This window comes from Microbacterium sp. NPDC057407, assembly GCF_042803895.1.
In the GTDB taxonomy this organism is placed as follows: Bacteria; Actinomycetota; Actinomycetes; order Actinomycetales; family Microbacteriaceae; genus Microbacterium.
In genome coordinates this window covers 108,319-133,084 of sequence record NZ_JBHVCA010000004.1, presented here as the reverse complement: position 1 = coordinate 133,084, position 24,766 = coordinate 108,319, and the positions used below count along the sequence as shown (strand labels likewise).

The 24,766-nt window shown below is 71.7% G+C and carries 25 protein-coding genes; 14 read left to right on the top strand and 11 right to left on the bottom strand.

The window, feature by feature from the left end; translation table 11 throughout:
• Nucleotides 1–43 precede the first annotated feature (43 nt).
• Nucleotides 44–742 (top strand): ComF family protein, encoded by a 699-nt coding sequence (locus ACFUTX_RS12665; protein WP_378865044.1) that lies wholly within the window; start codon nucleotides 44–46, stop codon nucleotides 740–742.
• A gap of 88 nt (nucleotides 743–830) precedes the next feature.
• Entirely contained in the window at nucleotides 831–1,487 is a 657-nt protein-coding gene (hpf, locus tag ACFUTX_RS12660; protein ID WP_378865041.1) for a ribosome hibernation-promoting factor, HPF/YfiA family, read from the top strand.
• A gap of 49 nt (nucleotides 1,488–1,536) precedes the next feature.
• On the opposite strand, the gene ACFUTX_RS12655 is transcribed toward hpf, so the two are convergent.
• The 3 genes from ACFUTX_RS12655 to ACFUTX_RS12645 form a co-directional block, all read right to left on the bottom strand.
• Nucleotides 1,537–2,892 (bottom strand): hypothetical protein, encoded by a 1,356-nt coding sequence (locus tag ACFUTX_RS12655; RefSeq protein ID WP_378865038.1) that lies wholly within the window; start codon nucleotides 2,890–2,892, stop codon nucleotides 1,537–1,539.
• A gap of 64 nt (nucleotides 2,893–2,956) precedes the next feature.
• Nucleotides 2,957–4,699, bottom strand: a complete 1,743-nt coding sequence (locus tag ACFUTX_RS12650) for a DEAD/DEAH box helicase (protein ID WP_378865339.1) — start codon at nucleotides 4,697–4,699, stop codon at nucleotides 2,957–2,959.
• A gap of 118 nt (nucleotides 4,700–4,817) precedes the next feature.
• Nucleotides 4,818–5,405 (bottom strand): PadR family transcriptional regulator, encoded by a 588-nt coding sequence (locus ACFUTX_RS12645; RefSeq protein WP_378865035.1) that lies wholly within the window; start codon nucleotides 5,403–5,405, stop codon nucleotides 4,818–4,820.
• 209 nt (nucleotides 5,406–5,614) lie between these two features.
• On the opposite strand from ACFUTX_RS12645, the gene secA reads away from it, so the two are divergent.
• From secA to ACFUTX_RS12630, 3 genes are all read left to right on the top strand, one after another.
• A complete protein-coding gene (gene secA, locus ACFUTX_RS12640; RefSeq protein WP_378865032.1) occupies nucleotides 5,615–8,434 on the top strand; it encodes a preprotein translocase subunit SecA in 2,820 nt (939 codons plus the stop codon).
• A 92-nt stretch (nucleotides 8,435–8,526) separates the two neighbouring features.
• A complete protein-coding gene (locus tag ACFUTX_RS12635; protein ID WP_378865030.1) occupies nucleotides 8,527–9,753 on the top strand; it encodes a pyridoxal phosphate-dependent aminotransferase in 1,227 nt (408 codons plus the stop codon).
• A 67-nt stretch (nucleotides 9,754–9,820) separates the two neighbouring features.
• Nucleotides 9,821–10,168 carry a hypothetical protein gene (locus ACFUTX_RS12630; protein ID WP_378865027.1) on the top strand — a complete coding sequence of 116 codons (348 nt, stop codon included), beginning with the start codon at nucleotides 9,821–9,823 and terminating at the stop codon, nucleotides 10,166–10,168.
• Here ACFUTX_RS12630 and ACFUTX_RS12625 read toward each other — a convergent pair.
• Complete coding sequence (locus tag ACFUTX_RS12625; RefSeq protein ID WP_378865024.1) at nucleotides 10,165–10,605, bottom strand: Rv3235 family protein; 441 nt, start codon at nucleotides 10,603–10,605, stop codon at nucleotides 10,165–10,167. The two genes, ACFUTX_RS12630 and ACFUTX_RS12625, sit on opposite strands and share 4 nt — an antisense overlap.
• Nucleotides 10,606–10,730: 125 nt before the next feature.
• Between ACFUTX_RS12625 and ACFUTX_RS12620 the strand changes: the two genes are divergently transcribed.
• The gene (locus ACFUTX_RS12620; protein ID WP_378865021.1) at nucleotides 10,731–11,330 is read left to right on the top strand and encodes a hypothetical protein; all 600 of its coding nucleotides are present in this window, start codon (nucleotides 10,731–10,733) and stop codon (nucleotides 11,328–11,330) included.
• Between the two features lie 7 nt (nucleotides 11,331–11,337).
• On the opposite strand, the gene ACFUTX_RS12615 is transcribed toward ACFUTX_RS12620, so the two are convergent.
• Nucleotides 11,338–11,619, bottom strand: a complete 282-nt coding sequence (locus ACFUTX_RS12615) for a DNA-binding protein (protein WP_378865018.1) — start codon at nucleotides 11,617–11,619, stop codon at nucleotides 11,338–11,340.
• A gap of 98 nt (nucleotides 11,620–11,717) precedes the next feature.
• Between ACFUTX_RS12615 and ACFUTX_RS12610 the strand changes: the two genes are divergently transcribed.
• Genes ACFUTX_RS12610 through ACFUTX_RS12600 form a run of 3 tightly spaced genes read left to right on the top strand, consistent with a single transcriptional unit; the run spans nucleotide 11,718 to nucleotide 15,101 of the window.
• Nucleotides 11,718–12,347, top strand: a complete 630-nt coding sequence (locus ACFUTX_RS12610; RefSeq protein WP_378865015.1) for an SAF domain-containing protein — start codon at nucleotides 11,718–11,720, stop codon at nucleotides 12,345–12,347.
• Nucleotides 12,344–13,609: a CpaE family protein gene (locus ACFUTX_RS12605; RefSeq protein ID WP_378865012.1), complete on the top strand. Its 1,266-nt coding sequence runs from the start codon at nucleotides 12,344–12,346 to the stop codon at nucleotides 13,607–13,609. Before ACFUTX_RS12610 ends, ACFUTX_RS12605 begins: the two co-directional genes overlap by 4 nt.
• Nucleotides 13,610–13,613: 4 nt before the next feature.
• Nucleotides 13,614–15,101: a sensor histidine kinase gene (locus ACFUTX_RS12600; RefSeq protein ID WP_378865009.1), complete on the top strand. Its 1,488-nt coding sequence runs from the start codon at nucleotides 13,614–13,616 to the stop codon at nucleotides 15,099–15,101.
• Nucleotides 15,102–15,237: 136 nt separating this feature from the next.
• On the opposite strand, the gene ACFUTX_RS12595 is transcribed toward ACFUTX_RS12600, so the two are convergent.
• Nucleotides 15,238–15,486: a WhiB family transcriptional regulator gene (locus tag ACFUTX_RS12595; RefSeq protein ID WP_018171995.1), complete on the bottom strand. Its 249-nt coding sequence runs from the start codon at nucleotides 15,484–15,486 to the stop codon at nucleotides 15,238–15,240.
• A gap of 254 nt (nucleotides 15,487–15,740) precedes the next feature.
• Between ACFUTX_RS12595 and ACFUTX_RS12590 the strand changes: the two genes are divergently transcribed.
• Complete coding sequence (locus ACFUTX_RS12590) at nucleotides 15,741–16,118, top strand: histidine kinase (RefSeq protein ID WP_378865007.1); 378 nt, start codon at nucleotides 15,741–15,743, stop codon at nucleotides 16,116–16,118.
• 21 nt (nucleotides 16,119–16,139) lie between these two features.
• On the opposite strand, the gene bcp is transcribed toward ACFUTX_RS12590, so the two are convergent.
• From bcp to aroA, 3 genes are read right to left on the bottom strand one after another with little or no spacing between them, the layout of a single operon-like run.
• Entirely contained in the window at nucleotides 16,140–16,613 is a 474-nt protein-coding gene (gene bcp, locus ACFUTX_RS12585; protein WP_378865004.1) for a thioredoxin-dependent thiol peroxidase, read from the bottom strand.
• A gap of 9 nt (nucleotides 16,614–16,622) precedes the next feature.
• Nucleotides 16,623–17,696, bottom strand: coding sequence for a ribosome small subunit-dependent GTPase A (gene rsgA / locus ACFUTX_RS12580; RefSeq protein WP_378865002.1), 1,074 nt, complete (start codon nucleotides 17,694–17,696; stop codon nucleotides 16,623–16,625).
• Nucleotides 17,693–19,060 (bottom strand): 3-phosphoshikimate 1-carboxyvinyltransferase, encoded by a 1,368-nt coding sequence (gene aroA, locus ACFUTX_RS12575; RefSeq protein WP_378864999.1) that lies wholly within the window; start codon nucleotides 19,058–19,060, stop codon nucleotides 17,693–17,695. The genes rsgA and aroA overlap by 4 nt, the downstream gene beginning before the upstream one ends.
• A 62-nt stretch (nucleotides 19,061–19,122) precedes the next feature.
• Here aroA and ACFUTX_RS12570 point away from each other — a divergent pair, with 62 nt between their 5' ends.
• Entirely contained in the window at nucleotides 19,123–19,812 is a 690-nt protein-coding gene (locus ACFUTX_RS12570) for a sigma-70 family RNA polymerase sigma factor (RefSeq protein WP_378864996.1), read from the top strand.
• Nucleotides 19,809–20,051 (top strand): alpha-ketoglutarate decarboxylase, encoded by a 243-nt coding sequence (locus tag ACFUTX_RS12565; RefSeq protein WP_378864993.1) that lies wholly within the window; start codon nucleotides 19,809–19,811, stop codon nucleotides 20,049–20,051. The genes ACFUTX_RS12570 and ACFUTX_RS12565 overlap by 4 nt, the downstream gene beginning before the upstream one ends.
• Nucleotides 20,052–20,062: 11 nt before the next feature.
• Here the strand turns inward: ACFUTX_RS12565 and ACFUTX_RS12560 are convergent, their stop codons facing one another.
• Both ACFUTX_RS12560 and ACFUTX_RS12555 read right to left on the bottom strand, forming a co-directional pair.
• A complete protein-coding gene (locus tag ACFUTX_RS12560) occupies nucleotides 20,063–20,968 on the bottom strand; it encodes a diacylglycerol kinase (protein WP_378864990.1) in 906 nt (301 codons plus the stop codon).
• Entirely contained in the window at nucleotides 20,965–22,602 is a 1,638-nt protein-coding gene (locus ACFUTX_RS12555) for an FAD-binding oxidoreductase (RefSeq protein ID WP_378864987.1), read from the bottom strand. Before ACFUTX_RS12555 ends, ACFUTX_RS12560 begins: the two co-directional genes overlap by 4 nt.
• Before the next feature lie 34 nt (nucleotides 22,603–22,636).
• On the opposite strand from ACFUTX_RS12555, the gene ACFUTX_RS12550 reads away from it, so the two are divergent.
• Together ACFUTX_RS12550 and ACFUTX_RS12545 are read left to right on the top strand one after the other, a co-directional pair.
• The gene (locus ACFUTX_RS12550) at nucleotides 22,637–23,206 is read left to right on the top strand and encodes a TetR/AcrR family transcriptional regulator (RefSeq protein WP_378864985.1); all 570 of its coding nucleotides are present in this window, start codon (nucleotides 22,637–22,639) and stop codon (nucleotides 23,204–23,206) included.
• Nucleotides 23,203–24,765, top strand: a complete 1,563-nt coding sequence (locus ACFUTX_RS12545; RefSeq protein ID WP_378864982.1) for a glycerol-3-phosphate dehydrogenase/oxidase — start codon at nucleotides 23,203–23,205, stop codon at nucleotides 24,763–24,765. The genes ACFUTX_RS12550 and ACFUTX_RS12545 overlap by 4 nt, the downstream gene beginning before the upstream one ends.
• Nucleotide 24,766 lies beyond the last annotated feature (1 nt).

Genomic DNA, 24,766 nt, shown 5'->3' with positions numbered 1-24,766 from the left:
TCGAGGGGCCCGCGCTCGTGCCGCGAGCTGACAGCGTGTCTTCATGAGCCGGTTCCGAGCGTCAGAGGTGGTGCGCACGGCGGTCGGCGACGCGCTGGCGCTGCTGCTCCCCGTCGCGTGCGCGGGCTGCGACGCGCCCGATGTCGTGCTCTGCCCGTCGTGCGCGGCCGCGCTCGAGCCCCGACCCGTGCCCCGCGTCCTCGACGCCCCGGGCGGTGCCGTCACCGTCTGGAGCGGGCTTCCCTTCGACGGCGTCGCGGCTCGCGTCGTACGGGCGATCAAAGAGGAGGGGCGCACGGGGCTCGTGCGCTCCCTCGCCCCCGCGCTCGCGGCAGCCGCCTCGCGTCTGGGGCGGGACGACGCGGTGCTCGTCCCTCTCCCTACGTCGCGCGCGTCGTACCGCCGTCGGGGCTACCGCGTCCCGGATCTCCTCGCCGCGCGCACCGGCAGGCGCGCGCGCCGCCTCCTGCAGACCGCGCGGCGCACCGCCGACCAGCGCGGCCTCGACCGCGACGAGCGCCGCCGCAACGTCGCGAACAGTCTGCGGGCGACGACGGATGCCGCGGCCCAGCCGGTCATCGTCGTCGACGACGTGCTCACCACGGGGGCCAGCCTCGCCGAGGCGGTCCGCGCGTTGCGCGAGGCCGGCGCGGAGGTCGTCGGCGCGGCGACCGCCGCCGTGACGCCGCTGCGGATGAACGGCGGGCATCGCGGCGGCGTCTCCATCGAAACTCACAGGTGACAGTCGCGAGGTGCCGGGCTACCGTTGGGGGCACAAGGCGACTGAAGGTCCGCCCTTGGCCGGGAGGACCGGAACAAGGAGGTCAGGGATGGAAACCAGCATCGTCGGCGTGGGAGTGGGGATCACGGATCGCTTCCGCTCGGTCGTCGAAGACAAGGCCGCCCGCATCGAACACCTCGCTCCGCGCGCCCAGCGCGTGGACGTCAAGGTCACGCACCGCGCGTACCACAACGGCCGCGTAGAAGACGACACGGTCGAACTGACCCTCACCGGAAAGGGCCCGATCGTTCGGGCCGAGGCCACTGACGGTGACAAATTCACCGCGCTCGATCTCGCGGTCGACAAGTTGTGCGAGCAGCTTCGTCGCGCGAAGGACAAGCGCGTGGATTCCCGCAACCATCCCCGGGGCGCCAAGCTCGACAAGGAGAGCGGCGCCCTCCAGGGCATCGATGTGCAGCCCGCGTCCGCCGACGTGCTCCGCGCCGTCGCGACCGGCGAGATCCCGATCGTCACCGGGAACGAGGAAGAGGACGGCTACACCCCCGTCGTCATCCGCACGAAGCAGTTCGAACCCGAGTGGATGTCGGTGGAGGAGGCGGTCGACCGCATGGAGCTGGTCGGCCACGACTTCTTCCTGTTCGTCGACGCCCGCACCGACCACCCCAGTGTCGTGTACCGCCGCAAGGGCTGGGACTACGGGGTCATCTCGCTCACGACCCAGACCGCCCCGGAGGCTGTCGCCTAGCGACCCGAAGGGGGAAGGCCCCGGTCGCGCTCCGCGGCCGGGGCTTCGGTCAGTCGATGAATCCGTCGAGGATGCTGCCGATGACCAGACCGCCAAGGATGCCGCCCATGAGGTCGCCGCCGCCGCTGCGGCGCCCGCCGCCCCATCCCTGCTGCGGTCCGCCCCAGCCGTCGGGGCCGTTCTGCGGCCGCGACGAGTCGATGTCGCGCTGCGCCAGCTGAAGCGCTTCGCCGGCGAGGAAGGCGACGCGCCGCGCCATGGCCATCGCCTGCTCGCGGTGATCCTCGTCGATGACGGTGGCGGCGCTGGCGGACGTGCCGAGGTAGCGGTCGAGGTCGATCCGGATGCGCTCCGCTTCGGCCAGGCGGGTGCGCGCATCCGCTCCGATCCACCCGCGGTGCCCGGCGATCACGTCGCGGGCGACCGCCAGCTGCCGGTCGCCGTCGTCGATGGCATGACGCACGTGCTCGAGCGGCGGGATCGGCCGCGCGGCGCGCTCGCGGGCCTTCGCGATCGCCTCGTCGAGTCCCGCGTTGGCGGCGCGCAGTCGTGAGAGCTGCGTGAACGGGTCGGTGTTGACGCCCGCTGCCGGCAGCGACGCGAGGGCCGCCTGCAGTTCGGAGATCGCGGCGCTCACGCCGGGGGAGTGCGGCTCGCGCAGTGCGACGGCGATGTCTTCGCGGGAGTCCTCGACGATCGCCGAGAGCGTCGACTCGGCGCGCAGCGCCTCGACCTCGAACGTCTCGACCGCGTCGATGAGCGTGGCCGCGCGACGTGCGGCCTCGGCGCAGGCCTCGAGTGCCAGGTTCGCCTGCTCGCGCTGACCCGCCTCGCGGCGGCGCTCGGCGATCCCGGCGCTGTGTTCGGCGAATCCGATCAGCTGCTCGGCCTCGGCCGGATTCGCCTCGACCTGGGCGAGCGCCTCGGCGGAGTACCGGGCGGCCAGGCGCTGGATCGTCTCGCGGGCCTGCGGCAGTCGGGCACGCAGGCGAACGGCATCCGCCCGCACTCCGGCGATGATCTCGGGAGCCCGGCGGGCCCGCTCGATCGGCGCCGCGAGCGCCTCGGTGCGGTCGTCGAGCAGATCCTGCGCCCAGTCGCACAGCTGCACGATGCGCGCATTGCGGGTGCGCAGCTCTTCGGGGGTGTCGGGGATCTCGTCGTGGTTGAGCTGGTGCAGGTGGAAGGCCTCGGCGAGGTGCGTCCGCACCGCGTCGAGCGCGTCGCGCAGCTCGCGAGTGGGCTCGACGCCCAGCTCCGCCTCGGCGAACGCGAGCTCGTCGGTGGTCACGCGGATGCGCTCATCGGCCTCCACCAGCGCCGTGCGCGCCCGGCGGGCGAGATCGGCGTCCTGCGCTTCCAGCTCTTCCTGCTCGCGCTTGCGTCTGCCCCAGAATCCGGCCATGCATCGATCCTACGGGCGGTCGCCCCGAGACGGCCGTGAGCCCGTCGGCGCCCCCGTCCCGGCGTCAGTCGCGGTGCCGCGGCTTGCGCGCCTTGCGGTCGTCCGACTCGAAGCGGCGCTCCGGGCCGCGATCCCGGTCGTCGCGGCGTCGGGACGGCCCGCCCGTGTCGAGTCGGAGTTCGATGAGGCGGCCCGAGATGCGCGTGTCGGACAGGCGGTCGATGGTGCCGCGGGGCAGGTCGGCCGGAAGCTCCACCAGCGAGAAGTCGGGCCGGATCTGGATCGCACCGAAGTCGTCGCGCCGCAGTCCGCCTTCGTTGGCGAGGGCGCCCACGATCTGGCGCGGCTCGACGCGGTGCCGCTTGCCGACCGCGATGCGGTAGGTCGCCATCCCCTCGCGCGCGTGACGGGGACGGCGCTCGGGCCGGTCGCCGGCGTCGCGGTCGAAGCGGCCCGGCCGGTCGTCGCGATCCCGTCGCGGCCGCTCGGCCGGCTCGGGGTCGGGCTCGAGGAGGAGCGGCGAGTCGCCCTGCGCGACCACGGCGAGCGCGGCGGCGACGTCCACCTCGGGGACGTCGTGGTGCCGCACGTAGTGCGCGACGATGTCACGGAAGCCCTCGATGCGGTCGGTTTCGGCGAGGGCCGCCGTGATGCGGTCGTCGAAGCGCGAGAGGCGGGTGACGTTGACCTCGTCGACGCTCGGGAGCTGCATCTCGGTCAGCTCCTGCCGCGTCGCGCGCTCGATCGCCCGCACCAGCCCGCGCTCGCGGGGGGTGACGAAGCTGATCGCGTCACCGGAGCGGCCGGCTCGGCCGGTGCGGCCGATGCGGTGCACGTACGACTCGGTGTCGGTCGGGATGTCGAAGTTCACCACGTGAGAGATGCGCTCGACATCGAGGCCGCGGGCCGCGACATCCGTGGCCACCAGGATGTCGAGCTTGCCCGACTTGAGCTGATTCACGGTGCGCTCGCGCTGCACCTGTGCGACGTCGCCGTTGATCGCGGCGGCCGAGTACCCGCGTGCCCGCAGCTTCTCGGCGATCTCCTCGGTGACGCTCTTGGTGCGGCCGAACACGATCATCCCGTCGAAGTTCTCGACCTCGAGGATGCGCGTGAGGGCGTCCATCTTCTGCGCGTAGGACACGATCAGGTATCGCTGCGCGATGTTGGCGGACGTCGTCGTCTTCGCCTTGACGGTGATCTCTTCGGGGTCGTGCAGGTACTGCTTCGACATGCGGCGGATCGCGGCGGGCATGGTCGCCGAGAACAGCGCGACCTGTTTCGTGTCGGGGGTCTCGGCGAGGATCGTCTCGACGTCCTCGGCGAAGCCCATCTTGAGCATCTCGTCGGCCTCGTCGAGCACGAGGTACTGCAGCTCCGACAGGTCGAGCGTGCCCTTGTCGAGGTGGTCCATGATGCGACCGGGGGTGCCGACGACGATGTGCACGCCGCGCCGCAGGGCTGACAGCTGCACGCCGTAGCCCTGGCCCCCGTAGACGGGGAGGACGTGGACGCCCTTCAGGTGGGCGGCGTACTTCTCGAACGCCTCGCAGACCTGCAGCGCCAGTTCGCGCGTGGGGGCGAGCACCAGGGCCTGCGGGTTCTTCTGCGACAGGTCGAGGCGGTCGATGATGGGCAGCGCGAAGGCGGCGGTCTTGCCCGTCCCGGTCTGCGCGAGGCCGACGACGTCCCGGCCGCCGAGGAGCGTGGGGATGGTCGCCGCCTGGATGGCGGACGGGGTCTCGTACCCGACGTCGCGGAGCGCCTTGAGCACCGCATCGCCCAATCCGAGGTCGGAGAACGTCATCTCGGCGGGCTCGGAGGGAGCCTCGGCCTCGATCGGGGAGTCGGTTTCGGTCACGCTTAAGGGTAGTGCGTGCCGCCTGGGAGTCGACAGGACGCCTCGGCCGCGGCATCCGTCCCCGTCACGTCCGCGCGGGTCGCCCCCGCCGGGGCCGCTCGGTCGACAGCTCGAGCGACATCGCATGATCCGGATGCTGCGCCAGGCGCCGTTCGACGTGGTCGAGCCACCGCAGTTCGGCCTCGGCGGCGAACACCGTCGAGTCGTACACGAGCGTTCGCGCGAGCGCCTCCGGGGTCGTCCCGTCGCCGGCGGAGGCGGTTGCGGCGCGCAGGGACTCGAGACGCTCCGCGGCGACCCGGCGCTGGGCGCGGAGGAGTTCCGCCACGTCGACGCCGGGAAGCGTCGCCGCCAGCGAGAGCTTGATCGCGAGCTCGTCACGCGTTCCGGGGCCCCGCTCGACCGGAGCCGTCAGCCACCGGCGGGCCTCGACGGAGCCCGCGACGGTGATCTCCCAGTACACGTGCCCGTGCTCGTCCGCGTCGCTCTTGACGACGAGGCCGTCACGTTCCAGGCGCTCGAGGGTGTTGTAGATCTGTCCCACGTTGAGGGGCCACGTCGAGCCGGTGCGCCGGTCGAATTCGGCCCGCAGCTGATAGCCGTAGCACGGGCCCTGATCGAGGATGGCGAGCAGGCTCTGCCTCACCGACATCGCATCCTCCTGCCCAACCGCACCCCGGGTGAGTACATGCCGAGTATATGGATGCCGGGAAACCCCGATCCCCGAAGGCGGTGCCGGACCCCGCTCACACCCAGCGCACGCCAAGGTCACGGCCCGATAACATGGGAAGGTATGCCTCGGCCCCCGAGCCCGGGCGGCACCGGCGCCATCGCGCCACACCCGACAGATGGAGACACTCCGTGGCCAACCCCCTCGAGAAACTGCTTCGCGCCGGCGAGGGTCGCATCCTCCGGCGGCTGCAGCAGGTCGTCAAGGCCGTCAACGCCCTCGAAGAGGACTACGCCCACCTCACCGACGAGGAGCTGCGGGGCGAGACGGCCGAGCTCCGGGCCCGCTTCCACTCCGGCGCGACGCTCGACCAGCTCATGCCCGAGGCGTTCGCCGCCGTCCGCGAAGCAGCCAAGCGCACCCTGGGGCAGCGCGCCTACGACGTGCAGATCATGGGCGGCGCCGCCCTCCACCTCGGCAACATCGCCGAGATGAAGACCGGTGAGGGCAAGACGCTCACCGGTGCCTTCCCGGTGTACCTCAACGCGATCGCCGGCAAGGGCGTGCACGTCGTCACCGTCAACGACTTCCTCGCCTCCTACCAGGCCGAGCTGATGGGTCGCATCTACCGCGCGCTCGGAATGACCACCGGCATCATCGTCGCCGGCCAGACTCCCGAGGTGCGTCGCGAGCAGTACAACGCCGACATCACCTACGGCACGAACAACGAGTTCGGCTTCGACTACCTGCGCGACAACATGGCGTGGCGCAAAGAGGACCTCGTGCAGCGCGGTCACTTCTACGCCATCGTCGACGAGGTCGACTCGATCCTCATCGACGAGGCCCGCACGCCGCTCATCATCTCGGGTCCCTCGTCGGGCGAGGCGAACCGGTGGTTCATGGAGTTCGCCAAGATCGCCCGCACGCTCGAGGCCGGCGTCGACTACGAAGTCGACGAGAAGAAGCGCACCATCGGCGTGCTCGAACCGGGCATCGAGAAGGTCGAGGACTACCTCGGCATCGACAACCTCTACGAGTCCGCCAACACGCCGCTGATCTCGTTCCTCAACAACTCCATCAAGGCGCTCGCGCTGTTCAAGCGCGACACCGACTACGTCGTCATGAACGACGAGGTCATGATCGTCGACGAGCACACGGGCCGCATCCTCGTGGGCCGGCGCTATAACGAGGGCATCCACCAGGCGATCGAGGCGAAGGAGGGCGTGCCGGTCAAGGCCGAGAACCAGACGCTCGCCACGGTCACGCTTCAGAACTACTTCCGCCTGTACGAGAAGCTGGCGGGCATGACCGGTACGGCCGAGACCGAGGCGGCCGAGTTCATGTCGACCTACCAGCTGGGCGTCGTGCCGATCCCGACCAACAAGCCGATGATCCGCAAGGATCAGCCCGACCTCGTCTACAAGAACGAGCAGGCGAAGTTCACACAGGTCGTCGAAGACATCGCCGAGCGCCACGCCGCAGGGCAGCCGGTCCTGGTGGGAACGGTCAGCGTCGAGAAGAGCGAGTACCTGTCCCGGCTCCTCGCCAAGAAGGGCATCAAGCACGAGGTCCTCAACGCGAAGAATCACGCGCGCGAGGCCGAGATCGTCGCCCGCGCCGGCCGTCTGGGCGCGGTGACCGTCGCCACCAACATGGCCGGTCGAGGCACCGACATCATGCTCGGCGGCAACGCCGAGTTCCTCGCCGTGCAGGAGATGAAGGCGAAGGGTCTCGACCCCGTCGAGACTCCCGACGAGTACGAGGCCGAGTGGGACGCCGTCTACGAGACCGTCCGCGACCGCGTGGCCGAAGAGAGCACGAAGGTCGTCGAGGCCGGCGGGCTGTACGTCCTCGGCACCGAGCGGCACGAGTCGCGGCGCATCGACAACCAGCTGCGCGGTCGCTCCGGCCGCCAGGGAGACCCCGGTGAGAGCCGGTTCTACCTGTCGCTGACCGACGATCTCATGCGGCTCTTCCAGTCCGGCGCCGCCGAGGCCATCCTCGCGCGCACGAACTTCCCCGACGACGTCGCGATCGAGTCGGGCATGGTCACGCGGGCGATCAAGTCGGCGCAGAGCCAGGTCGAGGCGCGCAACGCGGAGATCCGCAAGAACGTCCTCAAGTACGACGACGTGCTCAACCGCCAGCGCGAGGCGATCTACTCCGACCGCCGCCACATCCTCCAGGGCGACGACATCGCCGACCGCGTGCAGCACTTCATCGAAGACGCCATCAACGCCGTCATCGACGACCACACCGGCTCGGGTCACAACGAGAGCTGGGACTTCGACGCGCTCTGGACCGAGCTCAAGACCCTCTACCCGGTGGGCGTCACGATCGACGAGGTCGTCGCCGAGGCGGCGGGCCGCAAGGGCGGCATCACGGCCGAGGGCCTGAAGCGCGAGATCCTCTCGGACGCGCGGATCGCGTACGACAAGCGCGAGCAGACGCTGGGCACCGCGGCGACCCGTGAACTGGAGCGTCGCGTCGTGCTGCAGGTGCTCGACCGCCGCTGGCGCGACCACCTCTACGAGATGGATTATCTCAAGGACGGCATCGGCCTTCGTGCCATGGCCCAGCGCGACCCGCTCATCGAGTACCAGCGCGAGGGTTACCAGATGTTCCAGGCGATGATGGGCCAGATCAAGGAGGAGTCGGTCGGCTACCTCTACAACCTCGAGGTCGAGGTGCGCCGCCAGGGCGAGGGCGAGGCGCAGGTCGAGGCGAAGGGTCTCGGCGCCCAGCCCGTCGAGGGGCAGCGCCTCGAGTACTCCGCGGCCAACGACGCGGGTGAGGTCGAGGTCCGCAACGACCGCGGTCAGGTGCAGCAGGCGGCGACCAACCGCCTCCGGCAGGCGGCGGCCGCGGCATCCGCTCAGCCCGCCGCCGCGCCCGCAGCCGAGCCGCAGCGCGGTGCCTTCGGACAGCGGACGGATGCCGCGGCCCCCGCTCCGCAGCAGGCCCCGCTGAACCGAGCCCAGCGCCGGGCTGCCGAGCAGCGCAAGAAGTAGCGACGGCGCACGCCCGGCGGAGATCGATCTCCTTCGCCGGGCGTGCCACGCGCCGTCCATTGGCCCTCACGCACCCCGGATATCCTGGGCCGATGGCCCCTCTCCGCCCGCTCGACCAGTCCAGCAAGCTCAAGGATGTCCTCTACGAGATCCGCGGGCAGGCCCTGGTCGAGGCCGACCGGCTCGAGAACGAGGGTCACACCATCCTCAAGCTCAACACCGGCAACCCGGCGGTCTTCGGTTTCGAGGCGCCGTTCCAGATCGTGCGCGACATGATCGAGGCGGTCCCGCACGCGCACGGCTACAGCGACAGCCGGGGGATCATGTCGGCGCGGCGCGCCGTCGTCTACCGGTACGAGGAGGACCCGACCTTTCCGTCGTTCGGCCCCGACGACGTCTATCTCGGCAACGGGGTGTCCGAGCTCATCACGATGGTCATGCAGGCCCTGCTCGACGAGGGCGACGAAGTGCTCATCCCGGCTCCCGACTACCCGCTGTGGACCGCGATGACGAGCCTCGGCGGCGGCACCCCGGTGCACTACCGGGCCGATGAGAACAACGGGTGGCAGCCCGACCTGGACGACATCCGGGCGAAGGTCACGCCCCGCACGAAGGCCATCGTGGTCATCAACCCCAACAACCCCACCGGTGCCGTGTACTCGCGGGAGGTGCTGGAGGGGATCGCCGAGATCGCGCGGGAGAACTCGCTCCTGGTGCTCGCCGACGAGATCTACGACCGCATCCTGTTCGACGACGCCGTGCACATCCCCATGGCCTCGGTCGCCCCAGACCTGCTGGTGCTCACCTTCAACGGGCTCTCGAAGACCTATCGCGTCGCCGGTTACCGTTCCGGATGGCTCGTGATCACCGGCCCGAAGTCGCACGCTTCGGGATTCCTCGAGGGCATCACTCTGCTGGCCTCGACGCGCCTCTGCCCGAACGTGCCGGCCCAGCACGCCGTGCAGGCGGCGCTGTCCGGTGTCCAGTCGATCGACGCCCTCGTCGGTCCGTCCGGGCGTCTCCACGAGCAGCGCGACGCCGCCTGGCGCGGGCTCGAGGCGATTCCCGGCGTCTCGTGCGTGCAGCCGCAGGGTGCGCTGTACGCCTTCCCGCGGCTCGACCCCGAGGTCCACGAGATCCGCGACGACGCCAAGCTCGTGTACGACTTCCTCGTCGCCGAGCATGTGCTGCTCGTCCAGGGCACCGGCTTCAACTGGCCGACTCCCGACCACCTGCGCATCGTCACGCTGCCCGAGGCCCGCGTCCTCACCGAGGCCATCGAGCGGCTCGGCAACTTCCTGTCGTCGTACCGGCAGTGATCCGGAGCGGGGGCGTGGCATCCGTCAACCCCTCGCGCGGCGCTCGACGCGCTCCTACGCTCGCGGCATGGCCATCGAACTGAATCAGCCGGCTCTCCGCCACGCGCGCGCCCTCATCCGCGCGGGCGACGTCGTCGAGGATGAGCGGGACGACTGGTCCGAGGCGGCGCCCACCGCCGATGAGGAGAACGCCTTCATCGAACGAGAGGGCTGGACCGAGTACGGACACTGGCACCTCGGCGTGGACAGATCGGCCGACCGCGAGACGAAGAAGGCCTGGTCGTTCCCGATCGGCGACTTCCGGAAGGTGCATCGGGCGGGCGTCATCGCCGCCGAGAGCCGTGCCGGCCAGTTCGATCACACCGAGATCCGGGACGCCTGCAAGGCACTCCTCGAGCTCATAGACGCCGACTAGAGCAGGGCGAGCGAGGTCGCGCGCCAGCGGCCGTCCCGTCCCTCGAGGCGCGATGCGACGGCGCGTGTCCGCGCCGGACCGCGCACGATGACGACCGCTTCGACAACGCCGTCAGCGGGCGAGGAGATGTGCACCGACAGGATCTGGTGCACCGGCCGGCGGGCCGCCACACCCCGCGCGCTGCGCGCCCGGGCGGCGAGATTCGCGCGGGTGAGCAGCTTGCGGTAGGAGTCCTCGGTCAGCCACCGTGCGAGCTGCTCCACCTCGCGCACCCCGGCCAGAACCTCCAGGACACCCCGGGTGATGTTGCGCACGAACGTCTCAGGTTCGGGGAGGGACGTCGTCGGCGTGCGCTGGGGCGCGAAGAACCGCGAGAGCTCGATGACGGATTCGGGCGCCCGGCGTGCGGGCGCGGAGCCCGGGGGCTGCGTTGCCATGGTGCCTACCTCGTGTGCGATGCCTGTTCGCACAGTAGACCACATACCAACCGAAATGAGAAATTTCAGCATGAGGGTGTGGATGAATCCGCAGTCCGGGGGGAAGAGTGTCTTAGCATCGCGGCATGCGATGGGACCGCCTGTTCGACGACCTGGAGGTGCAGCTCGTCTCGGAATGGGAGGCGGAGCGCGCCGCACTCGACACCGAGGCCGAACGACTCCGTCTGTCGCAGCTCTCTCTGCGCGACCGACTCTCCCGGCTCGCGACCGCGGGGGCTGCGACCGCGGTGTTCGAGCTCTCGGATGGGACGGTCCTGCGCGCGCGCGTCGGCGGGATCGGAGGGGATTGCGTCGCCCTCGCTCCCGAGGAGGGGCGAAGCGGAGTCATCCTCGTTCCGCTCTCCGGCGTGGTGAGCGTCGCGCTGCCCCATCGCGAGCTCGTCCACACGGCGCGGCCGGGGGAGGCGCCCTCGCTGCTCTCGGCGCGGCTCACCTTCGGGTACGTCCTCAGGGACCTCGTTCGGCGCCGGGTGGGCGTCTCCGTGCGGCTGACGGTCGGCCGATCGCTGACCGGGACCATCGACCGCGCCGGGGCGGATCACCTCGATCTCGCCCTGCATGATGCGGGAGCCGCTCGGCGGACGGATGCCGTCACCGGCTATCGCGTGGTCCCGTTCGCGGCGATCTCGTGGGTTCGCGTCGACGGAGCCTCGGCCGTGCTGTGACGAGCGGTCAGTCCGCGTGCCGCACGGGCCCCGCGCCCCACAGTTCCGGGAAGCTGGCGTGCTGCGCCTGTCGCCACAGAGCTATGCGTCGCGCTTCCTCTGCCTGGTCGTCGAGGTAGTCCGACACGCTCGCCTCGTCGACGCGCCAGCGCGCCGGCGAGCCCACGCGCACCCCTCGGAGACGACCCTCCATGACGAGAGCCATCACCTCGTCGACCGGGAGACCGAGGACCTCGCCGACCTGGGCGGGGGCGAGGAGGCGTGCGTCCGCAGTCGGGATCCCGGGCATCAACCCATTATGGACCCGTCCCCACCGGGGCGGTGGCGGGGCGGGTGGCCTGTGGACAACGAAACGCGCGCATGCGCGCTCTGCGCCACCATGGTGCCATGACCCTCGCCGACACCTCTCGTCGACCTCGCCGAGCCTTCTGGGGCGACGCGCGCTTCTTCCTCGGCATCCTGCTCATCATCGCCTCGGTGGCCGGTGTCTGGCTCGTCGTCTCGTCGGCGCGCCAGACGGCTCCGGCCTACGCGGCGGCGCGCACGATCGTGCCCGGACAGCCGATCGCGGAGTCAGATCTGCGCGCGGTGGAGGTGGGACTCGGGCAGACCGGCGACGCCTACCTCACGCCCCCGCGCTGGCGCACCGGACTCGTCGCGACCCGCACGATCCTCGCGGGCGAGCTGGTGCCGCGCGAATCGGTCGGCGATCGGTCCGAGAGCCGCACCACGCGGGTCGTCCTGCGCAGCGCGGTCGATGTGCCGGCCTCCGTCGAGGCGGGGAGCACCGTCGAGATCTGGGCCGCGCCCCTGGTCGAGTCGGGCGAGTACGACCAGCCGCGGATCCTCGTCGCCGATGCGACCGTGGTCTCGGTCGAACGCGACGGCTCGATGCTCGGCGGCGGGTCGGCGTCGCTGGAACTCGTGATCCCGCGCGCCGACGTGGCGGACGTCCTCGCCGCGACGGCGGACGAGTCCCTCGTCTCGATCGTCCCGGCTTCCGGCGACGGCTCGTGAGGGTCTTCGTCGCGGTGGACGATCCGGCGGCATTCGCGACCGGACTGGCCGGCGAAGGGCACGAGATCGTCCACACCACCGCAGCCGTCCTGCCGGCGCTCGTGGCGGGCGAGGCCGTCCTCGGCGCCGAGGCTCACGCCGTGCTCCAAGCGGTGTCCTTGGCCGACGCGGTCCTCCTCGAGGTGCGGCGCGACACCCTCACCTCGGAGCTCGTCTCGCTGTGCGACACGGCCGGCACACGCATCGTCCCCCTGTGCGCCGCCGACGCCGACGTGCGCCTCGCCGCGGCTTTCGGACTGGAGCGGGCTCAGCAGCGCGAGGTCGAACCGTGGCGGCTGTCGGAGGTGCTCCGGGCCGTCCCCGCCCACGCCGCCGCGAAGGCCCCGGGCGAACCCTACCCGCGTGTCGTCGCGGTGTGGGGACCCGCGGGAGCGCCGGGCCGCTCGACCGTCGCGGTCGAACTGGCCGTCGAGCTCGCGCGCGGCGGCCGCCATGTGGGGCTCGTCGACGCCGACACCCACGCGCCGTCCCTCGCCCTGGCGCTGGGGCTGCCCGACGAGGGGCCCGGGTTCGCCGCCGCCTGCCGTCAGGCCGAGCTCGGCGGACTCGACGTCCGGGAGCTCACGCGCATCAGCGAGCCCCTCGGCCGCACGGGCGTCGACGTTCTCACCGGGATCAACCGCCCCTCGCGGTGGCCGGAGCTGAGTGACGCGCGGGTCGGGCGGGCCCTCGCCGTCTGCCGGGACTGGGCCGACTTCGTCGTGGTCGATGTCGCGTCGTCGCTCGAGCGCGACGAAGAGATCGTCAGCGACCTCGACGGCCCGCGCCGCAACGCCGCGACCATCGCCGCGCTGCGTGCGGCCGACGTCGTGGTCGCGGTGGCCGCCGCCGACCCGATCGGGATCGCGCGGTTCCTCCGTGCGCACGCAGAGCTGCGGGCCACGATCGGGGCCACTCCGATCCGGGTGGTGGCCAACCGGCTCCGTGCCGGCACACTAGGGCTCGACGCGCGCACACAGGTGCGGCGGACCCTCGACCGGTTCGGCGGCATCGGCGAGGTGTGGTTCTTCCCGCCCGACGGCCGGTCGGCGGATGCCGCGATCCTCGCGTCGCAGCCGATCGCCGAGGTGGCTCCGCGCTCGCCGCTGGTCCTCGCCGTTCGTCGCTTCGTGGGGGAGGCTCTCGTCCCGGCCGGGGGCGCTGCCGCGGAGTCGCGGGCCGCTCGCCGGAAGAAAGGGGCGCGCGAGCGGCGTCTAGGCTGAGAGCGTGTCGACCCTCAGCGATCTCGTGTACGCCCAGGGCCGCTCCCGCGCGGAAGACGTGGAGTGGCTCCATCGCCTCGCCGGCGACGGACAGCTTCTCGCCGATCTGGCGTTCGCCGACATCGTCCTGTGGGTCCCGACATCCGACGACTCCTTCGTGGCCGTCGCGCACACGCGCCCCAGCGGAGCGGCCACGCTGTTCTACCGCGACATCGTCGGCGACAGGGTGCGACCCCAATGGCGGACGCAGGTGCGCGACGCGTTCCAGACCGGGAAGATCGTCGACTCAGCGTCGCCGGACTGGTTCGAGGAGACGCCCACACGCGTGCGCGCTGTGCCGGTCAGGCGGTCCGGCGGCGGAGAGGCGGCACAGACCATCGGCGTGCTGACCCGCCACACCAATCTCGGCGAGGCCCGCACGCCCTCGCGTCAGCAGATCACCTTCAACGACTGCGCCGACGAGCTCTTCGGCATGGTGGCGACGGGGGACTTCCCCGACATGTCGGCGCCCACGTCGCCCCGCCGCGGCGCCCCCCGGGCGTCGGACGGGCTGGTGCGCCTCGACGTCGACGGCATCACCACCTTCGCCAGTCCCAACGCGCTGTCCGCCTTCAACCGCCTCGGTTTCGACGACGAGCTCGAGGGCGAGTCGCTCGTCGAAGTGGTGACCCAGATCCTGCCCGAGAAGCGGCAGTTCGACGAGTCGCTGCCCGTCGTGCTCACGGGCCGCGCGCCGTGGCGGGCAGACATCGAGGCGCGCGGCGTCACGGTGTCGCTGCGCACCATCCCGCTGCGCGATCACGGCACGCGCATCGGTGCGATCGTGCTGTGCCGCGACGTGACCGAGATCCGGCACCAGGAGCAGGAGCTCATCACCAAGGACGCGACCATCCGCGAGATCCACCATCGCGTCAAGAACAACCTCCAGACGGTCGCGTCGCTGCTGCGGATCCAAGCCCGCCGCTCCCACACCGACGAGGCCAAAGAGGCGCTCACCCAGGCGATGCGCCGCGTCTCGGCCATCGCGGTCGTCCACGACACGCTGTCGGAGGGTCTCGCACAGAACGTGGACTTCGACGAGGTCTTCGACCGCGTGCTGAAGCTCGTGGCCGAAGTGGCCGCCGCGCCCAACACGCGCGCGAGGACCCACTCCACGGGGCGGTTCGGCACCCTGCCGAGCGAGTACGCGACACCTCTCGCGCTCGCGCTCACCGAACTGGTGACCAACGCTGTCGAGCACGGGCTCGCGGGACAGGAAGGCGACGTCGAGATCGTCGCCGAGCGCACCGACGACCAGCTCGCGGTGCGGGTGCGTGACACCGGCTCCGGCCTCCCCGAAGGTCAGGTCGGTCGCGGGCTCGGCACCCAGATCGTGCGCACGCTCATCCAGGGCGAGCTCGGCGGCACCATCGACTGGCACACGATCATGGGCAGCGGCACCGAAGTGACCATCGAGATCCCGCTGCGCTACATCGAGCGCTCCCCGGTATAGACCCGGGCAGCGCGGCTGTGCCCTTTCGCACCGACTCCGTCGGTGGCAGGGGTGGCCCGGTTATGAAGCTCGGCGCGCCCGGGCAGCGCGGCTGTGCCCTTTCGCACCGACTTCGTCGGTGGCAGGGGTGGCCCGGTTATGAAGCTCGGCGCGCCCGGGCAGCGCGGCGCTTCAGAGCACGACGCTCGTCCTCGGAGAGGCCGCCCCACACACCGGAGTCCTGACCGGTCTCGAGCGCGTACTGCAGGCAGATCTCGGTCACCGTGCAACGGGCGCAGACGGACTTCGCCTTCTCGATCTGATCGACGGCGGGGCCGGTGTTCCCCACGGGGAAGAACAGCTCGGGGTCGACGGTCAGGCAGGCGGCCTTGTCGCGCCAGTCCATGGTGGTGCTCCTTGATAGCGGGGTGATTTTCAGGCGAGGGAGGGCGACCGATTCGGGTCCGGTACCCTGTGGGATGTGCGAGCGTTGCTCGCCCCACGTCGCTGTGGGAGCACACGGCTTTACCAATCGTCCCATAGCGGTTTACCTAGATCAAGGGATCCGTGGGGCGTTTCTGTGCAACTTGCTGAGTATTCCCTTGACGACATAGAGGGTTCGCACAATTGTCCGCCCGTCCATTCGAAAGTTGATCAGTCATGCGCACAACCCCCCTCGGCCGCATCGCGGGAGCGCTGGTGACTCTCGAAGGCGTCGGTCTCGTCGCGCTCACGGTCTGGCAGATCGTCGCGATCGCCGGCGGCGACACGTCGTCGATCGACAGTGCCCTCGCGCTCATCGTGCTATCGGCCGTGGGCGCGGCGGCGGTCATCGCCTTCGGCGTGGCCGTCTGGCGCGGTCGCTCCTGGGGCCGTTCGGGTGGGATCGTCGTGCAGCTGCTGATCCTGGCCGTCGCTCTCGGCGCCGCGACCGGGGCGTACGCCGAGCCCACAACAGCCCTCCTGCTCGCGGCGCCCGCGGTCGTCGTGCTGGTGCTCCTGGTGCTCGCGGTGCGCGAGGCTGCGCCGCGCCGGTGACGGGGTCGCGTATCGCTGCCGTCAGGCGGCGAGGCCGACCAGGCTGCGGATCCGGCGGACGTGGCCGGTCGCTCGCACGTTGTAGAGCGCGTGCTCGACGCGTCCTTCGGGGTCGATGACGAAGGTCGATCGGATGACGCCCATGACGGTCTTGCCGTAGTTGGTCTTCTCGCCCCACACGCCGTACGCCTCGTGGACGGCGTGATCGGGGTCGCTCAGGAGGTCGTAGGTGAGGCCGTCGCGTTCGCGGAAGCGCCGCAGCTTCTCCTGGTCGTCGCGGGAGACCCCGAGGACCGTGTATCCGGCCGCCTGAAGCGGCGCGAGGCTGTCGCGGAAGTCGCACGCCTCGGTGGTGCACCCGGGGGTCATGGCCTCGGGGTAGAAGAAGAGGATCACCCGACGGCCACGCAGCGACGACAGCGACACGTCGCGGCCGTCCTGGTCGGCGAGGGTGAAGTCGGGCGCGGGGCTGCCGGGTTCGAGGCGGATCGTCACGCCTCCAGCCTAAGCGCCTTCGCGCGGCGCGTTGCCGGTGTCTCGCTTGGCGAAGGTCTCGAGCAGCCGCTGCAGCGAATCGAGGCGTGCGGCTCCGCCCGGCCCGAGTCGCCCTTCGGCCACGGCTTCCGCGATCGCGCAGTCGGGCGCGTCCGGAAGGTGGGTGCAGCCGCGCGGGCACTCCTTCGCGAGCTCGTCGAGGTCGGTGAACGCCCGCAGGATGTTGGCCGGGTCGACGTGGCCGAGACCGAAGGATCGCACGCCCGGCGTGTCGATCACCCAGCCGCTCCCGCTGGGCCCGGAGTAGCGCAGTGACACGGTCGAGCTGGAGGTGTGGCGACCGCGCCCGGTCACTTCGTTGACGTGTCCGGTGGCCCGGCGGGCGTCGGGGACCAGCGCGTTGACGAGGGTGGACTTGCCCACGCCGGAGTGGCCGACGAACACCGTGGAATGCCCGGCCAGGGAGGCGCCGATGCGTTCGAGAGGCATCTCCTCGCGCCCGCTCGTGAACACCTCGAGATCGAGGCCGTCGAAGTGCGCGAGGAACTCGGCCGGGTCGGCGAGATCGGTCTTCGTCACCACGAGAAGGGGACGGATGCCGGCATCCAGCGCCGCCACCAGGTAGCGGTCGACGAGACGGGGCCGCGGCTCGGGGTCGGCCGCGGCGACCACGACCAGCATCTGGTCGGCGTTGGCCACGATGACCCGCTCGACCTGGTCGGTGTCGTCGGCGCTGCGTCGGAGCAGGGAGGTGCGGTCTTCGATCCCCACGATCCGCGAGAGGGTGCCGGCTTCGCCCGAGGTGTCTCCGACGACCCTAGCGCGGTCGCCGGTGACGATCGGCGTCTTGCGCAGTTCACGGGCGCGCACGGCGAGGATGGTGCGCTCGTCCTCGTGATCTTCGTCGACGAGGACCGTGTAGCGTCCGCGGTCGACGCCGAGAACGCGTGCGATCCGGGCGTCGGAGTGCGCGGGGCGTCGCTTGGTGCGTGGACGGTTCGCCTTGGGGTTGGGCCGGACGCGGACGTCGGCTTCGTCGAACTCGGGTTCGTCGCCGTCGTCGAGATCGTCGAGCCAGCTCACGATGCCCGCATCGCCTCCGCGTCGTGGGCGGCATCGCCGGCCTCGACCATCGCGCGCCAGAGCTGCGGGAACTCTGGCATCGTCTTCGCCGTCGTGCCGATGTCGTCGACCTCGACGCCCGGGACCGCCAGCCCGATGACAGCGCCCGTCGTGGCCATGCGGTGGTCGTGGTGCGCGTGCCAGGTGCCGCCGTGCAGCGGCCGGGGCACGATGCGGATGCCGTCGGGGAGCTCGTCGGCCTCGCCCCCGAGCCCGCGCAGCTCGGAGACGAGAGCGGCGATGCGGTCGGTCTCGTGGCCGCGGATGTGGCCGATGCCGTGGAGGGTCGACGGGCTGTCGGCGAAGGCGGCCAGTGCGAAGATGGTCGGCGTCAGTTCGCCGGCCGCCGAGAGGTCGAGGTCGATGCCCTGGATCGCGCCCCCGCCGGTGACGGTGAGAGCGCCGCCACGGCGGTGCACTTTGGCGCCCATGAGGGCGAGGATCTCGGTGAGCATCGCGCCGGGCTGGGTGGAGTGCGCGGGCCAGCCGGTGACCGACACCGAGCCGCCGGCGATCATCGCGGCGGTCAGGAACGGTGCCGCGTTGGAGAGGTCGGGCTCGATCGCGACGTCCTTGCCCCGGATCGGACCGGCCGGGACGATCCATTCGCCGGATGCGGGGCGCTCGACGTGGACGCCGCGGTGTCCGAGCGCTTCGACGGTCATGTCGATGTGCGGGATGCTCGGGAGGCGGTGGCCGGAGTGGTGCAGGTGGAGTCCGACGTCGAAGCGGGGCGCGGCGAGCAGCAGGCCGGAGACGAACTGGCTCGACGCGCTCGCGTCGATCGTCGCCTCGCCGCCGCGGGTGTGCCCGTGACCGCGGACGATGAAGGGAAGCGCCCAGTGGCCGCCGTCGTCGATGTCGACGCCGACGTCGCGGAGGGCGGTGATCATCGCCCCCATCGGTCGGTGCAGGGCGCTCTCATGCGCGGTGATGGTGACGTCGCCGCGCGCGAACCCACCGAGGCCGGCGATGAACCGCATGACGGTTCCCGCCTGTCCGCAGTCGACCTCGGTGTTGCCCTTCAGCGGCCACACCGGCGTCACGACGATGTCGTCACCGAACCTGCCGTCGCCCGGCTCGAGCTCGATGCCCACCCCGAGCGCTCGGAGCGCCTCGATCATGCGGGACGAGTCGTCGGAGTGCAGCGGCGCGATCAGGCGGCTCGGCCCGTCGGCGAGCGCGGCGAGGATGAGCTCGCGGTTGGTGAGGGATTTCGATCCCGGCACCGTGACCGTCGCGTGCAGCGGCCCGTCGGCGACGGGGGCGCGCCAGGCCCCGCGCCCGTCCGGTGCGGTGGTGGGGGAATAGCCGCTGCCTGTCATCGGGTTCTACCCTACTGAACCGCGCTCGACCGAGCCGGATCGGTTGTGGAAAGTGGAGCCGGATGATCGCCACCCTTGATCGCCTCGACCTCGAGGCGACGTCACGGGACCTCTCGGGTGCGGAGGAGGTGCCGCACGTAGACTGGCGCGTGATGAGCGAGTCGATCGACCAGGTGCCGGATACGCGCACGCAGTTCGAAGAGCAGGCGCTGCCCTTCATGGACCAGCTGTATGCCGCGGCCATGCGCATGACCCGCAATCCCGCCGATGCGGCCGACCTCGTGCAGGAGACCTTCGTGAAGGCCTTCGCCTCGTGGAAGACGTTCACGCAGGGCACGAACCTGAAGGCGTGGCTGTACCGCATCCTCACCAACACCTACATCAACACCTATCGCAAGAAGCAGCGCGAGCCCTATCAGGGCACCATCGACGACCTCGAGGACTGGCAGCTGGGCGGTGCCGAGTCCACGACGGCGACGAGCACCCGCTCCGCGGAGGCCGAGGCCATCGACCACATGCCGGCGTCGGTCGTCAAGGACGCGCTGCAGTCCATCCCGGAGGATTTCCGGCTGGCGGTGTACCTGGCCGACGTCGAGGGCTTCGCCTACCAGGAGATCGCCGACATCATGAAAACCCCCATCGGCACGGTCATGAGCCGTCTGCACCGTGGCAGGCGCATGCTGCGTGAACTGCTGGCCGACTACGCGAACGAACGCGGCATCTCGACGGCCGCCACGAGGAGCACGAAATGAGCGATTGCGGCTGCGACAAGGCGCGGCGCGACCTGGAGGAGTACCTGCGCAACGAGGTGTGCAAGACGAAGCACACCGACATCGCCGAGCACCTCGAGAACTGCGAGGGGTGCCGCGACGAGGCGCTGGTGGCACGCACCCTCACCGAGGTGGTGGCGCGGGCCTGCAAGGAGACCGCTCCCGAAGAGCTGCGCGACCAGGTGCTGGCCAAGCTGCGCGCCGCCCAGGCGACGCACTGAGAGCAGGCCGTTCAGGGCACCGCCGCGAACACCGTGAGCGCACCGGCGGACACGTCGATCGTGAGGGGCAGCGCCCCGATCGGGTCGCCGTCCGCGTAGGCGGTGACGCCCGCCGAGACGACGGTCACCGAGCGCACGCGCTCCACGGAGACCTCCGGCACCGACGTATGGGTTCCCCGGTATACGCGGGGGAGCAGCCGCAGCAGTCGTGCGCGACCCGCGGGCCGCACCAGCACGAGATCGAGCAGGCCGTCCGACGGGTCGGCGTCGGGGCAGATGGGGATGCCGCCGCCATACGTTCGTCCGTTGCCCACGGTCGCCATCACGAGGTCGCCGTCGACGCGGCCGATGGACCCGTCCTCGCGCTCGAACGCCACCTCGTAGGGGATCCCCGCGAGCGTGACGAACTCCTGGAGGATGGCGATGTTGTAGCGCGAGCCGCCGCGGGGCCAGCGCATCGCGTTGGCACGGTCGTTGACCTTCGAGTCGAAGCCGCTGGCGAGGACCGTGGCGAAGAACTCCGTCGTCCCGTCCGGCCGCGACACGCGCGCGAGGTCGATGCGGCGCGTCGCTCCCGCGGCGATCGCGTCGGCGGCGGCCTCGGCATCCCCCTCCCGCAGCCCGATCATGGCGGCGAAGTCGTTGCCGGTCCCGGCGGGGACGATGCCGAGCGGGATGCCACGACCCGCCACCTCCTGCACGGCGAGCCGCACCGTCCCGTCGCCGCCGACGACGGCCACGGCGTCGACGCCCGCATCGATCGCCCTCCGCAGCAGCTCACTCGACTCGGCGGCGCTGCCTCCGCTGACGAGCGTCGTGCGCACGCCGTGCTGGCGCAGCCGCTCCGCCGCCCGTCCCGCCGTGCCCGTCTGCGCGCCGGCGCGGGCCGCCGGGTTCACCAGGAGTGCGATGTTCATGCGGTCTCGGCCGCGACGAGCACGCCGGGATTCATGATGCCGTGCGGGTCCACCACGCCCTTCACCGCGCGCAGGATGTCGACGCCCAGCGCCCCGACCTCGCCCTCCAGGTACGGCCGGTGGTCGCGGCCGACGGCGTGGTGATGGGTGATCGTGCCGCGGGCCTCGCCGATCGCGCGGGACGCGGCATCCTTCGCGCTCTGCCACTGCGCGACGGGATCGTCGGTGAGGGCGGCGACCACGGTGAAGTACAGCGAGGCGCCCGCCGGGTAGACGTGCGAGACGTGGCACAGCACGACGGGCTTGGTGCCCCCGGCCCCGAGGGTCGCGGTGAGCGCGTCGGTCACGCCCTCTCTCAGGCGGGGGAGCTGCGTCCACGTCGCCGCGGTCTCGAGGGTCTCGGCGAGGACGCCGCTGTCGAGGAGGGTGTCGCGGAGCGCCGGAGCGGCGAAGCGTCCGCGTTCCCATGACCGCGCCGGATCCTCGCCGCGCGACCTGCCGCCGTGGGCGGCGAAGATCCGGTCCAGGTCGGCGCGCGTGCGGTCGGCCGCGGCGGCGTCCGCGCCCTCGAAGGTGGCGATGGCGAGGCATCCGCGCAGGCGGGTGAGGTGACCGCCCATCGCGGCGTTCACCCTCGTCTCGGTCTCGTCGCTCAGGCGGAGGACGGTGGGGCGGATGCCGCGCTGCGTCGCTTCCCGAAGGGCGGCGCTGCCCGCGGCGAAGTCGCGGAAGGTCCACGAGCCGTAGGCGGTCGCGCCCGGTACCGGGCGGATGCGCACGGTCACCTCCGTGATGACGCCGAGCGCGCCCTCGGACCCGAGGAACAGCTCGCGCAGGTCGGGCCCGGCCGCGCTCGCCGGCGCGCGCCCCAGGTCGAGGTCGCCGGCGGGCGTCGCGATGCGGAGGGCGTGGACGAGGTCGTCGAAGCGGCCGTAGCCGCGCGAGGCCTGACCGCTGGAGCGGGTCGCCGCGTAGCCGCCGAGCGAGGCGTGCGCGAAGCTCTGCGGGAAGTGACCGAGCGTGTAGCCGCGCGCGCCGAGCTGCTCTTCCGCCTGCGGCCCGGTGGTGCCGGCGCCGAAGGACGCCAGGAGCGAGGTCTCGTCGAGGTCGAGGAGCGCTGCCGTGGGCGCGAGGTCGAGGGCGATCACGGCGCGATGGCGCCCGGGCTCGGGGTCGACGCCGCCCACGACGGAGGTGCCGCCGCCGAAGGGGACGACGGCGATGCCGCGGGCGTCGCAGACCGCCAGCACGGCCGCCGCCTCGGAGTGGCAGGTGACCGCGACGACCGCGTCCGGCGCGATCTGCGGGTCGTCCAGGCGACGGCGGAGCAGGTCGGGCGTGCTCTTGCCCCCGAGGTGGAGCATGCGCACGGCGTCGTCGATCGTGGCCCGGCCGGACGGCGCTGCCGTCGCGAGCGCCTGGAGGTCGCCCCCGTCCAGACGGGTCGGGGTGAGGCGCGGGGTCGGGCGTCGACGGACGGGGTGAGGCCGGCCCGGGAGCAGGGTGGACACGATCGCTCGGGCGGCGGCCGGCAGCCGGGCCGGCTCGAGGTCCCAGAGATCCCAGGGCGGGCGGGGAGCCGGCGGGAGGCGCTCGGGTGGAGGAGCGGATCCCGGGTGCGCCGTCGCCGTCATGGCGACAGTATGACACATTCTGTATGGTTGTCACATGGTCGACGAACCATCCGAGACTGAGTCCGCCATCCTCGACGCGGCTCTCGCCGAGGTGCTGGACCACGGCATCCGCCGCACCACCGTGTCCGACATCGCGCGGCGCAGCGGGCTCTCCCGTCAGACCGTCTACCGCTACTGGCCCGACGCGCAGTCCGTCTTCGCCGCGCTGGTCACCCGCGAGCTCGTCGCCGCGCTGCCCACCGGGCTCCCCGAACGCGCCACGCTGGAGAGCACCGTGGCGGTCTTCGTCGAGACGGCCGACCGGGTTCGCAGGATGCCGCTCGTCGAGAGGCTGCGCGACACCGACCCCGAGCTCTTCGCCCGGTACATCCTCGACCGGCTGGGGACGAGCCAGCGCGCCATCCACGCCGAGACCGCCCGCCGATTGAGCGCCGGGCAGGCGTCCGGCGACCTGCGCGCCGGCGATCCGCTGCAGCTCGCGGCGATGGTGCTGCTCATCGCGCAGTCCGCCGTGCAGTCCGCCCCGCTCGTGGCCGAGTGGCTTCCGGGCGAGGCCTGGCGCACCGAGCTCACCGCCGCCCTCACGGGATACCTCCGGCCATGACGACGCGGATCGTCGGTCGCACACCCTTCCCGTCGGCGCTTCACGCCCGACGGCGCGACCGCGAGCTCGACGCGCTCGCCGGTCCGGGCGCGATCGACGTGCTGGTGGTCGGCGGCGGCGCGACGGGAGCGGGGATCGCCTTGGATGCCGCGGCCCGCGGCCTCCGGACGGTGCTGGTCGAGCGTCACGACCTCGCTCACGGCACGAGCCGGTGGAGCTCGAAACTCGTACACGGCGGCCTGCGGTACCTGGCGACCGGGCAGGTGGCGATCGCGCACGAGAGCGCCGCGGAGCGGCACCTGCTCTTGACGCGACTCGCCCCGCACCTCACGCGCGCGCTGCCCCAGGTCGTGCCGCTCTACGCCCCGGGACACGTGCGTCGCGGGGCGGTCGTCGGGTTGGGGTACGCGCTCGGCGACGGCCTCCGCCGGGTCGTCGGCACACCGGGCGACGTCCTCGGCCCGCCCGCGCCGATCTCCGCCCGCGAGGCGCTCCGGCTGGTGCCGGCGATCGCGGAGGACGGGCTCCGCGGCGGCATGCGCGGCTGGGACGGTCAGCTGATCGACGACGCCCGGCTGGTCGTGGCGATCGCCCGGACGGCCGCCGGGTACGGGGCATCCGTCCTCACCCGGGTGGAGGCGGTGTCGGTATCGGGCGACGGTGCCGTGCTCCGCGACCGGCTGACCGGCAGTGAGGTGCACGTGCGGGCGCGCGCCGTCGTGAGCGCCACGGGTGTGTGGGCGGGCGAGCTCGACCCGGCGGTGCGGCTGCGCCCGAGCCGGGGCACGCATCTCGTCGTGCCGGCGTCGCGGCTGCCCGGGGATGCGTCACTGACGGTTCCCGTGCCCGGATCGTCGAGCCGCTTCGTGTTCACGCTGCCCGCTCCGCACGGGCGCGTCTACATCGGCATCACGGACGTGGCGGCCGACGGCCCGCTCCCCGACGTGCCGCAGGCCACCAAAGCGGAGGTGGAGGGGCTGCTCGCGACCGTCAACACGGTGCTCGCCCGGCCCCTCGGGCGCGAAGACGTGGTCGCGACGTTCGCCGGGCTCCGGCCGCTTCTCGCCGCGCCCGACGGCACGGCCGATCCGGGGGCGACGAGCGACCTCTCCCGTCGCCACGCCATCCTCGAGTCGGCGACAGGTGCGCTGAGCGTCGTCGGCGGCAAGCTCACCACCTACCGGCGCATGGCGGAGGACGCCGTGGACGCGGTCGTGTCGCGGCGGCTGGGCGGAGCGGCCCCCGGTTCGCCGACGCGCGGACTGCCGCTCGTCGGGGCGTGGCCGCGTCGCCTGCTGGCCGACCTCGACGTTCGACCCCGCTTCGTGCGCCGCTACGGGGCCGAGGCGCCGTTCGCGGCGTCGTTGCCGGACGGGCCGGCGGCGGCCGGCGGCGTGACCGCGCAGGAGCTGGAGTGGGGCGTGCGGATCGAGGGCGCCCTCAGTATCGACGACCTGCTCGAGCGGCGCACGCGGCTGGGTCTGGTCCCCGCCGATGCGGAGGCGTCGACGGATGCCGCGGCCGCCGCCTTCGCCCGCGCGGGAGTCGCTCCGGTCTGAT